This window comes from Rhizobium gallicum bv. gallicum R602sp (assembly GCF_000816845.1).
Lineage (GTDB): Bacteria > Pseudomonadota > Alphaproteobacteria > Rhizobiales > Rhizobiaceae > Rhizobium > Rhizobium gallicum.
Map to the genome: position 1 here is coordinate 3,663,399 of NZ_CP006877.1, position 14,005 is coordinate 3,677,403.

The window sequence follows — 14,005 nt, forward strand, 5'->3', positions numbered from 1 at the left end:
CGCCAGAGCCCGGCGCATTTGCCGCACCGGGCTCTGGCACGCATCGCCGTTTATGTTTACGAAGAACCTCATATCGCTTTGGGGAGGTGCCAATCAGTGTCGCAAGATATCCTCTATGAGATTCGCGACGACCGCTTCCGCAGCCTGATTGCAGGAAGCGCCAGGCTGGAGGAACTTTATAGCGGCTGCCGCTGGGCGGAAGGCCCTGTCTGGTTCTCTGATCTCAATTGCCTGATCTGGAGCGATATCCCGAACGAGCGCATGCTGCGCTGGGTGCCGGATGGCGGCGTTTCGGTCTTCCGTTCGCCATCGAATTACGTCAACGGCAACACCCGTGATCGTCAGGGGCGCCTGATCTCCTGCGAACACGGCGGCCGTCGCGTTACGCGTACGGAGCCCGACGGCAAGATCACGGTGCTGGCCGACAGCTATCAGGGCAAGCGTCTCAACTCGCCAAACGACGTCGTCGTCGCGTCCGACGGCTCGATCTGGTTCACGGACCCGAGCTACGGCATCAAATCGGACTACGAAGGCCACAAGTCGGAGCCGGAACAGGAGACGCGCAACGTCTACCGCATCGATGCGCAGAGCGGCGTCGTCGAAGCGGTGGTTACCGACTTCATCCAGCCGAACGGCCTTGCTTTCACGTCCGACGAAAAGCAGCTCTACATTGCCGATTCCGGCTCTGCCGATCATGACGTGCCGCGCCATATCCGCGCCTTCGACGTCATCGATGGCAAGAAGCTCGCCAATAGCCGTTATTTCTGCTCAATCGACAACGGCATACCGGATGGCTTCCGCTTCGACACCAGCGGAAATCTCTGGAGCAGCGCCGCCGATGGCGTGCATTGCTTCGCCCCGGACGGTACCTTGCTTGGTAAGATCAAGGTGCCGCAGACCGTCTCCAACGTCACCTTCGGCGGTCAGAAGAAAAACCGCCTGTTTATCACCGCAACACAGTCGCTCTATTCAATCTACACGGCGACGAATGGCGCACAATATCCGTAAGCGGCTCTGCCGGCCGCGCCAATCAGACACGCTTTAAAGAGGAGTCCGGGATGCGGTCCGTCGTCTCGTTCAATGAATCCTGGAGTTTCCACGAAGGCTTCGGCCAGCAGCTTCTCGACGCTTTCGACGGCACGACGAGCGTCAGCCTGCCGCACACCGCCGTCGAGCTGCCCTTCAACTATTTCGACGAGAAGCTCTATCAGCGCGCCTTTACTTATCAGAAAGTCTTGCGCTGGCTGCCCGAGTTCGAAGGCCGCGAAGTATCGATCGTCTTCGATGGCGCCATGGCCGATAGCGTCGTCTACCTGAACGGCGAAGAGATCATCGCTCATAAGGACGGCTACACGCCCTTCGAGGCCCGCCTCACCGGCAAGCTTGTTAAGGGCGACAACCTGGTTACCGTGAAGGTTGACGGCAGCGAGAACCCCGCAATCCCGCCTTTCGGGGGCCGTATCGACTACCTCACTTATGCCGGCATCTATCGCGATGCCTGGCTTAAGGTCACCGGCGCGGTTTCGATCCGCAACATCAAGATCGAAACCGCAAATGTACTCTCCGACGTCAAATCCGTTCGCGTCCGCTGCGATCTCGCCAACCCGCAAAATGCCGCGTTTCTTGGCACCGTTACGGCTTCGCTGAAGGACGCATCCGGCACCGTCATCGCGACCGCGAGCGGCGATACGACGGGCGAAGACGTGACGCTGTCCTTCGAAGGCCTTATGGGCATTTCGCTTTGGGACATTTCCAGTCCTGCACGCTATGAAATCACCGTCGACCTGAAAACCAGCCACGGCTCGGATCGGCTGTCGTCGCATTTCGGCTTCCGCAGCGCCGAGTTCACGCCGGATGGTTTTCTGCTCAATGGCAAGCCGCTGAAACTGCGCGGCCTGAACCGCCACCAGGCATTTCCTTATGTCGGCTATGCGGCCGGGCGCTCGGCGCAGGAGCGTGATGCCGATATCATGAAATCGGTGCTGAAGTGCAATATCGTCCGCACCTCGCACTATCCGCAGTCGAAATGGTTCCTGGACCAGTGCGACCGCATCGGTCTGCTGGTTTTCGAGGAGATCCCCGGCTGGCAGCATATCGGCGACGTGGAATGGCAGCAGGAGTCGATCCGCAACGTCCGCCGCATGATCGAACGCGACTGGAACCACCCGTCGATCGTCATATGGGGCGTGCGCATCAACGAATCGCAGGATAGCCACGACTTCTACGCCGAAACCAACCGGCTCGCCCGCGAGCTCGACCCGACCCGCAAGACCGGCGGCGTGCGCTACATCACGGAAAGCGAGTTGCTCGAAGACGTCTACACGATGAACGATTTCATCCTCGGCAACGAGGAACTGCCCGGCGCCAATCGCCCACGCACGGCGCTTCGCAACCAGCAGGAAAGCACCGGTCTTGATCGAAAGGTGCCGTACCTCATCACCGAGTTCAATGGCCACATGCATCCGACTAAGATCTACGATCAGGAGGCGCGCCAGGCAGAGCATGTGCGTCGTCACCTCGAGGTGCTGAACGCCGCCTACGGCGATCCGGAAATCGCCGGCGCGATCGGCTGGTGCATGTTCGACTACAACACCCATAAGGATTTCGGCTCCGGGGACCGCATCTGCTATCACGGTGTGCTCGACATGTTCCGCGAGCCGAAATTTGCCGCCTATGCCTATTCCAGCCAGTGCGATCCGTCTGACGAGATCGTCATGAAGCCGGTGACCTTCTGGGCGCGCGGGGAACGCAACATCGGCGGCGTTCTGCCTCTGATCATTCTTACGAACTGCGATGAGGTCGAGCTGAAATACGGCTCGATCACCAAGCGCATCGGTCCGGATCGTGATCATTTCCCACACCTACCCCACCCGCCCGTCGTGCTGGACCATCGGCATTTCACGACCGATGAGCTTGGCACGTGGGGTTTTGAGTGGCTCGACGGCGAGTTTACGGGTTATATCGACAGCCAGCCCGTGGCCAGGTTGCGGCTTGCTGCCGATCCGCTGCCGACGACGCTCGACGTGGTGGCCGACAGTGGATCGCTGAAAGCCCGCGAGCGCGACACGACGCGCGTCATCATTCGCGCGATAGACCAATATGGCCAGCGACTTCCCTTTCTGCATGATAGCGTGACACTGCGCGTCGATGGTCCAGCCAAGATCGTCGGCCCCTCCACTATTCCGCTGCAGGGCGGGACGGCTGGCTTCTGGCTGGAAGCAACCGGGCTCACCGGCAACATTACGGTCGAGGCAGTCTCGTCCCGTTTTGCACCTGTCACCCTGCATGTAACGGCCGTCTGACGGACGCTTATGCGATCCGGAGCTCGCTCTCCGGATCAAAGAACACCGCCTTATCGAGATTGAAGGCAAGGCGCGTGCTCTGACCAGGCTGAATACCGGCATCGGCGCGCAGCCGCGCAATGACCGACTTGCCGCCGAGCTTCGTCACGGCGAAAGTGTCCGAGCCTGCGGGCTCGACCACCTCGATCGCACAGTCGCCTTCCGCCAGCGACTTTGCCTTGCGGTCGGCGCCGTCCGGATCGGTCAACGCTTCCGGGCGAATGCCGAAGATCACCTTCTTGCCGGCATAGGAGGCCAGGCTGTTGCTTGCAGCCGAAACCGGCAGCTTTAAGGCTTCGGCGTTCGGCCGGTCGAGTGAAACCTGCAGGCCGCCGGCGCTGTTTTCCAGCGTCGCGTTGAGGAGATTCATCGCCGGCGATCCCATGAAGTCGGCAACGAAGATATTGGACGGGCTATTGTAGATTTCGGCGGGTGTACCGAACTGCTGCAGCACGCCATCCTTCAGTACGGCGATCTTGGTTGCCAGCGTCATCGCCTCGATCTGGTCGTGCGTGACATAGACGATCGTCGTTTTCATACGCTGATGCAGGCGCTTGATCTCGGTGCGCATATCGACGCGCAGCTTGGCATCCAGGTTCGACAGCGGCTCGTCGAAGAGGAAGACCTGCGGATTGCGCACCAACGCGCGTCCCATCGCAACGCGCTGGCGCTGACCGCCCGAAAGCTGGCTTGGCTTGCGGTCGAGCAAATGGCCGATCTGCAGCATGTCGGCCACTTCCTTGATCGCCTTTGCACGCGCATCCTTCGGCACGCCGCGAATCTCCATGCCGAAGGAAATGTTTCCCGCCACCGTCATGTTCGGGTAGAGCGCGTAGGACTGGAACACCATGGCAATGTCGCGCTTGGAGGGATGAAGACCGTTAATGGTGCGGCCATCGATGCGAATATCGCCCGAGGTAATCGACTCAAGGCCGGCAATGGTGTTGAGCAAAGTGGACTTACCGCAGCCCGATGGACCGACCAGCACGAGGAATCCGCCTTTTTCAAGCTCCAGATCGATCCCCTTGAGGATGTCGACGGCGCCGAAGCGTTTTTTAAGACCGGATATTTCAAGGAAAGCCATGGGTTACCCTTTGACGGCGCCCGCCATCAGGCCGCGCACGAAATAGCGGCCGGCGAGGACATAGACGATGAGCGTGGGCACGGCGGCGATCATCGCAGCGGCCATGTTGACATTATATTCGACCACGCCGGTCGAGGTATTCACGACATTGTTGAGCGCCACCGTCATCGGCATGGATTCACCGGTGCCGGCATAGGCGGAAGCGAACAGGAAGTCGTTCCAGATATTGGTGAATTGGTAGATCACCGTGACGACGATGATCGGCAATGAATTTGGCAACATGATGCGACGGAAAATCTGGAAGAAGCTGGCGCCGTCAACCTGCGCTGCCCTGACCAGTTCAGTCGGAAAGGCCTCGTAGAAATTACGGAAGAACAGCGTCGTGAAGCCCAAGCCGTAAACGACATGCACGAAGACCAGATTGACGGTCGGATTGCCGAAGCCGAAGCTCATTCCCGTGGCGTTCTGGAGCGTGACACCGAAGCGGCCGAGTGCACCGAGGATCGTCGCCATCGGCAGCAGCACCGACTGGAACGGAATGAAGCAGGCAAACAGCATCAGCCCAAATACAAGCTTATCGCCGGGAAAGCGCCATTTGGTCAGCACATAGCCGTTGAGCGCGCCCATGATGGTGGAAATTGCAACGGCAGGAACGACCATCTTGATCGAGTTCCAGAAATAGCCCTTGATGCCGGCGCAGGTCAGGCCGACGCAGGTCTCGCCCCAGGCCCGCAACCAAGGCTCGAAGGTCGGCGACTGAGGCAATGCCAGCATGTTGCCGTTCTGGATCTCGTCCATGGTCTTGAACGAGGTAACCAGCATCACGAAGAGGGGCATCAGATAAAGGATCGCGAAGATCACCAGCAGGCCGTAGATGACGGTGCGAGTGATCCACCGGCGGCCAGTGCCGTCTTGCGAAATGGCAATTGCTGAAGAGGCAACGCTACTCATCGCGCCTTCTCCCTCAGTTCGGAGTAGAGATAGGGCACGATGATCGCCGAGATCGTCATCAGCATGATGATTGCGCTCGCCGAACCGACAGCCATTTCGTTTCGCTTGAAGGTGTATTCATACATGAAATTGGAAGGCAGCCAGGCCGAGCCACCGGGACCGCCACTCGTCAGCGCGACGACCAGGTCATAGGACTTGATCGCCATATGGGCGAGTACGATGAAGGCCGACAGGAAGACCGGTCGCAGCATCGGGATGACGATGCGCCTGTAGAGCTGAAAGGTCGTTGCCCCGTCGATCTGGGCGGCTTTCATGATCTCGCCGTCGATGCCACGCAGACCCGCGAGAAACATCGCCATGACGAAACCGGAAGCCTGCCAGACGCCGGCGATCACCACGGTGTAGATGACGAAGTCCTTGTTCTTGATCCAATCGAAATGGAAGCTCGTCCATCCCCATTGATGCAGTGTCTGCTCAAGGCCGAGGCCCGGATCAAGAAACCACTTCCAGGCAACGCCCGTAACAATGAAGGAAAGCGCCATCGGATAGAGGTAGATCGGCCGCAGCAACCCCTCGCCGCGGATCTTCTGGTCAAGCAGAATTGCCAGGAACAGGCCGAGTGCGAGACAAATTCCGACATAGAGAAAGCCGAAAATTCCCATATTGGTAATCGAGGTGTACCAGCTCGACGGCGGATCGGTCTCAAACGTCCAGCGCCATAGCCTTTGATAGGCGCGCGGTCCTGTCAGCACATAGGATGGGAATGTCTTGGAATTGGTGAAGGACAGATAGGCGGTCCAGACGATGAAACCATAAACAAAGATCACAGTGACGGCGAAACTCGGCGCCAGCACGATCTTGGGCAGGACATCCTGCAGGCGGGAGCGGATGGAATTGCCTATTTTGCGTTCCGACGTCAGGTTGATCTCGGGGGTCGCGACAGTGTTCATAAAATCGTCCTCTCCCAGGGCCGTATCTGTGGCAGAACGCCTCCCCCGCCTGCGCGGGGAAGGATCCTATTTGATCGATGGCAAGTTACTTGGCGTCGTCGATTGCCTTGACGAGCTCTTCCACGGCCTGGTCAGAGGTCTTGATCTGTCCATGAACGAACTTGGACACGACGTCCTTGTAAGCATTGGCAACCGCTGGAGGAGCGCCATAGCCCTGGGCCAGCGAGCCGAACAGCGTGCCGCCTTCATTGGCGGCCTTAAGGTCGGCAATACCCTTCTTGCCGCAAGCATCGAAGTCGGTATCGGGAACGTCGGTGCGCGCAGGCACCGAGCCCTTGACGACGTTGAAGGCCGACTGGAAGCTCTTGGAGAGCGTGGCTGTGGCAAGCGCGACCTGCGCGGCCTTGCGGTCGTCCGGCACATTGAACATGCCGAACATGTCGGAGTTGTAGATCACGCTGCCGTCCGTGCCCGGGAAGCGGTAGCAAAGGAAATCGGTATCCGGCGTCTTCTTCGCCGCCACGAATTCGCCCTTGGCCCAATCGCCCATGACCTGAACAAGTGCATCGCCCTTGATTACCATGGCGGTCGCCAGGTTCCAGTCACGGCCGGAGAAGTTCGGGTCGACATATTCCTTGATCTTGGCAAGGTTGTCGAAGGACTTCTTCATCGTGTCTGATTTCAACGACTCTTCGTCGAGGTCGTTGAAGGCCTTCTTGTAGAATTCCGGCCCGCCAGTGGAGAGCACGATCGAATCGAACATCGTCGCTTCCTGCCAGTTCTGACCACCAAGCGCCAGCGGAATGACGCCTGCAGCCTTGGCCTTTTCAAGCAGTGCGATCAGGTCGTCGAAGGTCTTGGGCTCCGTGCCGCCGATCTTTTCCATGACGGCCTTGTTGATCCAAAGCCAGTTGACCGAGTGCACGTTGACCGGAGCAGCAACCCATTTGCCGTCATAGACGGAGAACTTCTGAAGAGCCGCGGGAACAGACTTGTCCCATCCTTCCTTCGTCGCGGTCTCGGTGAGATCGCCCATGACACCTGCCTGCGCGTAGTCAAGCACCGTATAGCCGAGCATCTGCGAGGCGGTCGGATAGGTACCCGCCGCAACCATCGCCTTGAGCGCGGTCATGGCAGCATCGCCGCCACCGCCGGCCACCGGCACGTCCTTCCAAGCAAAGCCTTCCTTGGAGAGGTCCTCCTTCAGCACGTTGAGCGCCGCCGCTTCACCGCCGGACGTCCACCAGTGCAGCATCTGGACTTCCTTCACGTCGGCCGCGTATGTCGCAGTACCTGCCATCATCACGGCAGCAACGGCTGCCGAGCCCAAAAACTTGCGCATGATATTCCTCCCGTTCGCAAGTAAAGCGGCGAGACCCTCCTCGTCCGCCGATGTCTCCCGCAGTCGAAGCGGCAAACATGCCCCGCAACTCTCCCAGTCGCGGTTGATAATTTAAAGCGTTATAAAACGAGCGGCGTCAAGTCTTTCTCGACTCGTGAGAAAAATCGGCCTTTGTTGTATAAATTATTGAAAATATTTAACTTCGGCAGCCGCTTGCAGTGACCGCTTAGAACGAGATTTCCCTTCGCGTGATTGCCGCACCCGGCAATATGGTAGCCAGCAGCGGCAGGTGATCCGAGGCCCGGCGCACGAGCGGTGTCGCGGCAACCGTCGCAGATGTCACGCCAATCCCGTCCGACACGAAAATATGGTCGATCCGCAGGATCGGCAGCCGGGAGGGATAGGTCGGGCGGGGACGCCGCGCGGCGAGCAGCTGCGTATCGCGGAAATGCCGCGCCAGCATTTTGTAAGCCGGCGATGACGGGACAGCATTGAGATCGCCGCAGATGATCGCCGGAGCCGCCTGGAATTTCTGGCTTCCAATCCATTCCCTGCCGAGCAGCGTCGTCACCTGCCGCATCCGATCGATGCCGCGCAGGCCAAGATGCGTATTCAGCAAATTCAGATGAATTCCCGCCATTTCGATCTGCACCCATATCGCCCCGCGCATCTCGCCTACGGAGGGTAACGGCCCGGCTTTCATCAACCGGGTCGGCATGGCCGTCAGGATGGCATCGCCGTACTGCTCCTCCTCGACATGCAGCGCCGGATGAAAGTGGGCCTGCATCTTCAAGAGCGATGCGATCGCATGTGCCTGGTCGATTCCGCCCGTGCGCTTGCGGCCGACATCAAGTTCCTGCAGCGCGATGATGTCCGCGCCGGTTTGCGCGATCACATCGGCGATGCGCGCTGGTTCGATCCGCCGGTCGGTGCCGATGCAGCTATGCACATTGTAGGTCAGGATTTTCAGCTCGCCGCCGGTTGATTGCGGCGGAACGGGGGAGAATGTGCTCATCCCGGGGGAACTAGCTTTCAGCCTGTTTCGTTCCATCTTCGGAACTCCAACGAAACGGGGCATTTATGTCCATCAAACGCGTGCTTATCAATCTGGCTCTCGTCTTCTGCCTGATGCTTGCGGCCTTTCTTCTCTACAGGGTCTTCAGCCGTTACACCTTGAGCGACGTCTTGGAATCGATCGGCATGATACCGGGAGGCCGCATTGTCGGGGGCCTCTGCTTTGCGGCGGCCTCCTACCTCTGCCTGACCGGTTTCGACTGGCTGGCGCTGCGCTACGCCGGCAGACCGCTGAGCTATCCGAAGGCCGCCATTGCCTCGTTCACCAGCCTCTCGATCGGCCATAATCTTGGCTTTGCAGCGCTGAGCAGTGGCGCTGTGCGCTACCGCTTCTATTCTCGCTGGGGCTTGAATGCCGAAGAAGTTGCAAAGGTCATCCTGTTTTGCGGCGTGACCGTGGGCATCGGCCTTTCGGCCCTTGCAGGCATCGCCCTGCTCATCAATCCGCAGGATGCCGCAAGTCTTCTGAAACTCGGCCCGGCCAGTCTGTTCGCCCTTGGCTGCGCCTGTCTCAGTCTGCCCTTAGTCTATGTCACTCTGTCCGCCATCGTCCGCGCGCCGCTGCACGTTTGGAAATGGTCTTTCGAAATGCCCCGCCTGAAGCTCGCATTGGGCCAGGTCATCATCGGAACGGTGAATTTCATCTTCGTCGCAGCCTGCCTGCATCAGATGCTGGCCGTGCAGGGCCAGGCGAGCTACGTGCAGACGGCCACGGCCTACGTGCTTGCCAATATCGCTGTCCTCGTTACCCATGTGCCTGGCGGTCTAGGCGTCATCGAGGCCACGGTCGGCTATGTCCTGCCCGGCGCCGCCTCGATAGGGGCACTGGTGGCCTTCAGGGTGATTTATTTTCTGATTCCGCTGCTGATCGGCCTGCCGGTCTTCGCGATCAGCGAAGTCGTCATTCCGAAGCCAAAACAGCTACCGTCGGAAGATCGCTCTCAACAGTCGGCTCATGCGCAGACGCAGCTTCTGTAGCGGCCGGTAAGGTCGCCGGGGGTCCACGAAAGCAGTTCCGATCATCGGCGATATCTCGCCTCTCGCAATATCGATCGCAAAGTGGCGAAGGCCGCGCTTGCGGATGTTCAGAGCCTCCATGGCATTGAGCAAGGACCGCTTCGCCGTCTCCATTTCTTTGACAGCTTCGCTCGTCGCATCGAGATGCTCGGCAATCAGCCGGTGGCGAAACGACATTATCGCCCGCCGGTGAGCAGCACTTTCCGCCTCGATCGCCAGGTCGCACTCCGTATCGAGCCCCTCCGAACGATTGTTGAGATTCGAAGAGCCGATGCGAATTAAACGGTCGTCGACGATGATTAGCTTCGAATGGATAACAACCTCCTGCTCGCCCCCCTTCCCGTCCGGGACCACCGGATACATCACGCGCAGCCGGTCATAGCGATCGATGCGCTTCAGCCTGCGGATCAGCCGGTCGCGGTTATGCCCCATTGCGAGCTTTTCGATCAGTCCGTGCGAGCTCTTCGTAACCAGAACAGCAATCTCCGGGCCATCTGCCTCCTTGAGGCGTTTCGCGATGACCCGCGCCACGCCGAAGGAGGCAAGATACTGGGTTTCGATATAGATGTATTTCCTTGCCGCATTTATGGCATCGCGCGTCAGCCGAAAGGCTTCAAACCGCCCGCGCTTGCCGATCCATCCTGGCTCGGTGAGTGCAATCGCCGCCGTCACATTCTCCAATTCCGGCGGGAGCGCATGCGGCCATGACACGCCGCCCGGCGGCGCTACTTCGACCAGCTTGCCGGTCGCCTGCTTCCACCGCCGGCGGCACACGTCGCCGATCAGCCGCGCAGCGCTGCCTGAGACCATCGACTGTATGTCATGCACCGGATCGTATGGCACACCGTCCGGAGCCCTTCTAAGCGGATTGTCGGCCCGATGATCAGGCTCATCCCAGCGCCGGGCGGTCAAATCTAGACCGCCGAGGAAACCGATGCTGTCATCGATCGAAACCAGTTTCTGATGGTGGCAGCCACGCACAGGATGGCGCAGATCGAAACGCAGGCTGATCTGCGGATGTGTGGAGAAGCCGTTTTCCTTGAAAAGCTTCAAGGATTTGCCGGAATAGACAGGTCCCATGCCCCAGATCAGTATCCGGATCTGCAGCCATGGATTTTCATCGGCAAGCGCCATTAGAAGTTCGCCGAGCGTTTCCGAGCTTTGATGTGGCCTCAGTCGGATATCGGGATTGAAATCCCAGCCGATGATCCAGATGGAATGTCTTGCCTGTCGCAGAACCTCATCAAGCGCTGCGAAATAAGAAGCGCCGTCAACCAGAAAAGCCGCCTTGTCCGCTTTGCCAGCTCGCCAGACGTTTCGCCCGTTGCGGATAATGCCGCCCGGAATGACCGAAAGAGCGTCGCGGCGCCGACGCGCGACCGTCGTGATATAATCAATTGCTTTTGTTGTCTTGCGGCTGTCGGATACGGCTCGAAAATCGGTCATTCGCTGTCCAGCGCCCTTGAATATTATGCTCTGGAAACGCCCGAATTACGCGGCTTGTTCCCGGATGGGGCAAAAGCACCGGGTGTTCATCATGATGCGGCCGCAAATCTGCTCGACCGATGAAATCCGCATTTCCGCCTGCAGGTATTTGACGCATTGCGAAGGCAAAGGGAGAAATCATCATGCGCCAGTACTCAGCCTGCGTCGAATGGCTGTTCGCCGAACCCGGTGACCGTTTCGAAGACCGCATCTACCGCGCCAGGAAGGCCGGTTTGCCGGCAATCGAGTTCTGGCGTTGGACGGACAAGGATCTCGGCGCGATTTCCGCTGCCCTCAAGCAGACCGGCCTCGCCGTGTCCAGCATCGTGGCAGAGCCGATGATCCCGTTGACAGATGCCACCAACAAGCAAATGTGGCTGGAGGGACTGGCCGCGTCGGTAAAGGTCGCCCAGAGGCTCGCCGCTCCTATCCTCATTGCACAGGCAGGTGACTATCTCCCCGGCCGCTCGCGGCAGGAGCAGCGCCTTGCGCTGACGGCTGCGCTGCGCGCCGGCGCCGATATCCTGAAGGGCACGGGCGTGCGCCTCGGCGTCGAGCCACTGAACACCCGCATCGACCATATCGGTTATTTTCTGGAATCCACCCGCGAAGGACTCGACATCGCTGACGAGATCGATCGCCCCGAAATCGGGATCGTCTACGATATCTACCATTCGGCGGTGATGGATGAACGAACGGAAGATGTGATCGGCGAGCGGATTTCGCGCGTGTTTCATGTCCACGTCGCAGACCACCCGGGTCGCAACGAACCCGGCTCCGGCAGCATCGATCTGGCGCACCGCCTCAACTGGCTGTTTGACAAAGGATACGCAGGAAGCGTCGGACTGGAGTACCGCCCGCTTACGCAAGGCGTTATGGCGGTCAGAAATGCGATTGGCGTGCTTTGATAGAGATCCGCCGGCAAGCTGCGATGACGCGTCGTATCGGAAGCATATGGGTCGCGGCGGCCATTGCAGGGCGGGCCGGAAGCTCGTTTCTTCCGACCCGCCCGATGACGATCAGTTCGACTGCCAGCTCTTGACCAGTTCGTCGTAATTGACCGTTACCGGCTTTTCTTTCTCGTTCTCGACCTTCAATTGCGGAGCGAGGTTGCCCTTTGCGACGGCATCCTTGTTCCAGTATTCGAGATCCTGCTCTTCGGCGAGCTTCGGGCCGACATCGCCCTGAACGCCGGCGCGTTCCAGGCGCTGCAGTACCTTTTCCTGCTCGGCGCAAAGCGAATCCATGGCTTCCTGGGGGGTCTTCGCGCCCGAAGAAGCATCGCCGATCGCCTGCCACCAGAGTTGTGCGAGCTTCGGATAGTCCGGCACGTTGGTGCCGGTCGGCGACCACTGCACGCGGGCGGGCGAGCGATAGAACTCGACCAGACCGCCGAGCTTCGGAGCGCGTTCGGTGAAGCTCTTGTCACGAATGGTGGACTCGCGAATGAACGTCAGCCCGACGTGGCTCTTCTTCACGTCGACCGTCTTCGATGTGACGAACTGAGCATAGAGCCAGGCGGCTTTGGCACGATCGTCCGGGGTCGACTTCATCAGCGTCCAGGAGCCGGCATCCTGGTACCCGAGCTTCATGCCGTCCTTCCAGTAGACGCCGTGCGGCGACGGGGCGAAGCGCCACTTCGGCGTACCGTCCTCGTTCACGACCGGCAGGCCCTGCTTCACGAAATCGGCGGTGAAGGCCGTGTACGTAAACATCTGCTGAGCGATCTCACCCTGCGACGGAACCGGGCCAGATTCGGAGAAGGTCATGCCCTGGGCTGCCGCCGGAGCGTAGGCCTTCATCCAATCCAGATACTTCTGGATCGAATAGACGGCTGCAGGACCGTTGGTGTCGCCGCCGCGTGCGACGCAAGAGCCGACTGGACGCGAGTTTTCGTCTACCTTGATGCCCCATTCGTCAACCGGCTTGCCATTCGGAATGCCCTTGTCGCCGTTGCCGGCCATGGAGAGCCAGGCGTCGGTGAAGCGCCAGCCGAGCGACGGATCCTTCTTGCCGTAGTCCATGTGGCCATAGACCTTCTTACCACCGACCTCACGTCCGGTGAAGAATTCAGCGATGTCTTCATAGGCCGACCAGTTGACCGGCACGCCGAGGTCGTAGCCGTACTTCGCCTTGAAGTCTGCCTTGTTCTTCTCGTCGTTGAACCAGTCGTAGCGGAACCAGTAGAGGTTCGCGAACTGCTGGTCGGGCAGCTGATAGAGCTTGCCGTCCGGCGCCGTCGTGAAGGACTTGCCGATGAAGTCGTCGATGTCGAGGTTCGGATTGGTGACGTCCTTTCCCTCGTTCGCCATGAAGTCTGTCAGACTGCGTGCCTGCTGATAGCGCCAGTGCGTACCGATGAGGTCCGAGTCGTTGATGTAGGCGTCGTAGATGTTTTCGCCTGACTGCATCTGCGTCTGCAGTTTTTCAACGACGTCGCCTTCGCCGATCAGGTCGTGGGCGATCTTGATGCCGGTGATGGCGGTAAAGGCTGGTGCCAGCACCTTCGATTCATATTCGTGCGTTGTGATCGTTTCGGAGACAACCTTGATGTCCATGCCGGCGAAAGGCTTTGCCGCATCGACGAACCACTGCATTTCCTTTTCCTGGTCCGCACGGGAAATCGTCGAGAGATCGCCGACTTCCTTGTCCAGAAAGGCTTTCGCCTCATCCATGCCGGCATAGGCGGAACCCGCCATGGCCAGCAAGATGCCTGCTGTTGTCGCTAGTAAATGCCGTCGCATAGTATCCTCCCAGGGTT

Annotated in this window: 11 protein-coding genes; 4 read left to right on the top strand and 7 right to left on the bottom strand. The window is 59.5% G+C overall.

Annotation, left to right across the window (positions count from 1 at the left end; all coding sequences use genetic code 11):
* The first annotated feature begins 96 nt into the window (after window positions 1-96).
* Together RGR602_RS17945 and RGR602_RS17950 are read left to right on the top strand one after the other, a co-directional pair.
* Window positions 97-1,008, top strand: coding sequence for an SMP-30/gluconolactonase/LRE family protein (locus RGR602_RS17945; protein ID WP_039846202.1), 912 nt, complete (start codon window positions 97-99; stop codon window positions 1,006-1,008).
* Between the two features lie 50 nt (window positions 1,009-1,058).
* Window positions 1,059-3,302: a glycoside hydrolase family 2 protein gene (locus tag RGR602_RS17950; RefSeq protein WP_039846203.1), complete on the top strand. Its 2,244-nt coding sequence runs from the start codon at window positions 1,059-1,061 to the stop codon at window positions 3,300-3,302.
* A gap of 7 nt (window positions 3,303-3,309) precedes the next feature.
* On the opposite strand, the gene RGR602_RS17955 is transcribed toward RGR602_RS17950, so the two are convergent.
* From RGR602_RS17955 to RGR602_RS17975, 5 genes are all read right to left on the bottom strand, one after another.
* On the bottom strand, window positions 3,310-4,425 hold the full coding sequence (locus tag RGR602_RS17955; RefSeq protein ID WP_039846204.1) for an ABC transporter ATP-binding protein: 1,116 nt from the start codon (window positions 4,423-4,425) through the stop codon (window positions 3,310-3,312).
* 3 nt (window positions 4,426-4,428) lie between these two features.
* Window positions 4,429-5,376 carry a carbohydrate ABC transporter permease gene (locus RGR602_RS17960; protein ID WP_039846205.1) on the bottom strand — a complete coding sequence of 316 codons (948 nt, stop codon included), beginning with the start codon at window positions 5,374-5,376 and terminating at the stop codon, window positions 4,429-4,431.
* Window positions 5,373-6,326, bottom strand: coding sequence for a carbohydrate ABC transporter permease (locus tag RGR602_RS17965; protein WP_022715992.1), 954 nt, complete (start codon window positions 6,324-6,326; stop codon window positions 5,373-5,375). The genes RGR602_RS17960 and RGR602_RS17965 overlap by 4 nt, the downstream gene beginning before the upstream one ends.
* A gap of 85 nt (window positions 6,327-6,411) precedes the next feature.
* Window positions 6,412-7,668, bottom strand: coding sequence for an ABC transporter substrate-binding protein (locus RGR602_RS17970; protein WP_039846206.1), 1,257 nt, complete (start codon window positions 7,666-7,668; stop codon window positions 6,412-6,414).
* A gap of 226 nt (window positions 7,669-7,894) precedes the next feature.
* Window positions 7,895-8,683: an endonuclease/exonuclease/phosphatase family protein gene (locus tag RGR602_RS17975; protein WP_052451614.1), complete on the bottom strand. Its 789-nt coding sequence runs from the start codon at window positions 8,681-8,683 to the stop codon at window positions 7,895-7,897.
* A gap of 65 nt (window positions 8,684-8,748) precedes the next feature.
* On the opposite strand from RGR602_RS17975, the gene RGR602_RS17980 reads away from it, so the two are divergent.
* On the top strand, window positions 8,749-9,720 hold the full coding sequence (locus tag RGR602_RS17980; protein ID WP_039846207.1) for a putative bifunctional lysylphosphatidylglycerol flippase/synthetase: 972 nt from the start codon (window positions 8,749-8,751) through the stop codon (window positions 9,718-9,720).
* Here RGR602_RS17980 and RGR602_RS17985 read toward each other — a convergent pair.
* The gene (locus tag RGR602_RS17985; RefSeq protein ID WP_039846208.1) at window positions 9,664-11,205 is read right to left on the bottom strand and encodes a phospholipase D-like domain-containing protein; all 1,542 of its coding nucleotides are present in this window, start codon (window positions 11,203-11,205) and stop codon (window positions 9,664-9,666) included. The genes RGR602_RS17980 and RGR602_RS17985 overlap by 57 nt on opposite strands.
* 182 nt (window positions 11,206-11,387) lie before the next feature.
* Between RGR602_RS17985 and RGR602_RS17990 the strand changes: the two genes are divergently transcribed.
* Entirely contained in the window at window positions 11,388-12,152 is a 765-nt protein-coding gene (locus RGR602_RS17990) for a TIM barrel protein (RefSeq protein ID WP_039846209.1), read from the top strand.
* Between the two features lie 111 nt (window positions 12,153-12,263).
* Here the strand turns inward: RGR602_RS17990 and RGR602_RS17995 are convergent, their stop codons facing one another.
* Window positions 12,264-13,988: an ABC transporter substrate-binding protein gene (locus RGR602_RS17995; RefSeq protein WP_039846210.1), complete on the bottom strand. Its 1,725-nt coding sequence runs from the start codon at window positions 13,986-13,988 to the stop codon at window positions 12,264-12,266.
* Window positions 13,989-14,005: the final 17 nt, after the last annotated feature.

Excerpts from the sequence above, each read along its gene's own strand:
- RGR602_RS17950 (WP_039846203.1), top strand. The coding sequence starts at position 1,059 with ATGCGGTCCGTCGTCTCGTTCAATGAATCCTGGAGTTTCCACGAAGGC.
- RGR602_RS17970 (WP_039846206.1), bottom strand. The coding sequence starts at position 7,668 with ATGCGCAAGTTTTTGGGCTCGGCAGCCGTTGCTGCCGTGATGATGGCA.
- RGR602_RS17955 (WP_039846204.1), bottom strand. The coding sequence starts at position 4,425 with ATGGCTTTCCTTGAAATATCCGGTCTTAAAAAACGCTTCGGCGCCGTC.
- RGR602_RS17980 (WP_039846207.1), top strand. The coding sequence starts at position 8,749 with ATGTCCATCAAACGCGTGCTTATCAATCTGGCTCTCGTCTTCTGCCTG.
- RGR602_RS17975 (WP_052451614.1), bottom strand. The coding sequence starts at position 8,683 with ATGAGCACATTCTCCCCCGTTCCGCCGCAATCAACCGGCGGCGAGCTG.
- RGR602_RS17965 (WP_022715992.1), bottom strand. The coding sequence starts at position 6,326 with ATGAACACTGTCGCGACCCCCGAGATCAACCTGACGTCGGAACGCAAA.
- RGR602_RS17990 (WP_039846209.1), top strand. The coding sequence starts at position 11,388 with ATGCGCCAGTACTCAGCCTGCGTCGAATGGCTGTTCGCCGAACCCGGT.
- RGR602_RS17960 (WP_039846205.1), bottom strand. The coding sequence starts at position 5,376 with ATGAGTAGCGTTGCCTCTTCAGCAATTGCCATTTCGCAAGACGGCACT.
- RGR602_RS17985 (WP_039846208.1), bottom strand. The coding sequence starts at position 11,205 with ATGACCGATTTTCGAGCCGTATCCGACAGCCGCAAGACAACAAAAGCA.
- RGR602_RS17995 (WP_039846210.1), bottom strand. The coding sequence starts at position 13,988 with ATGCGACGGCATTTACTAGCGACAACAGCAGGCATCTTGCTGGCCATG.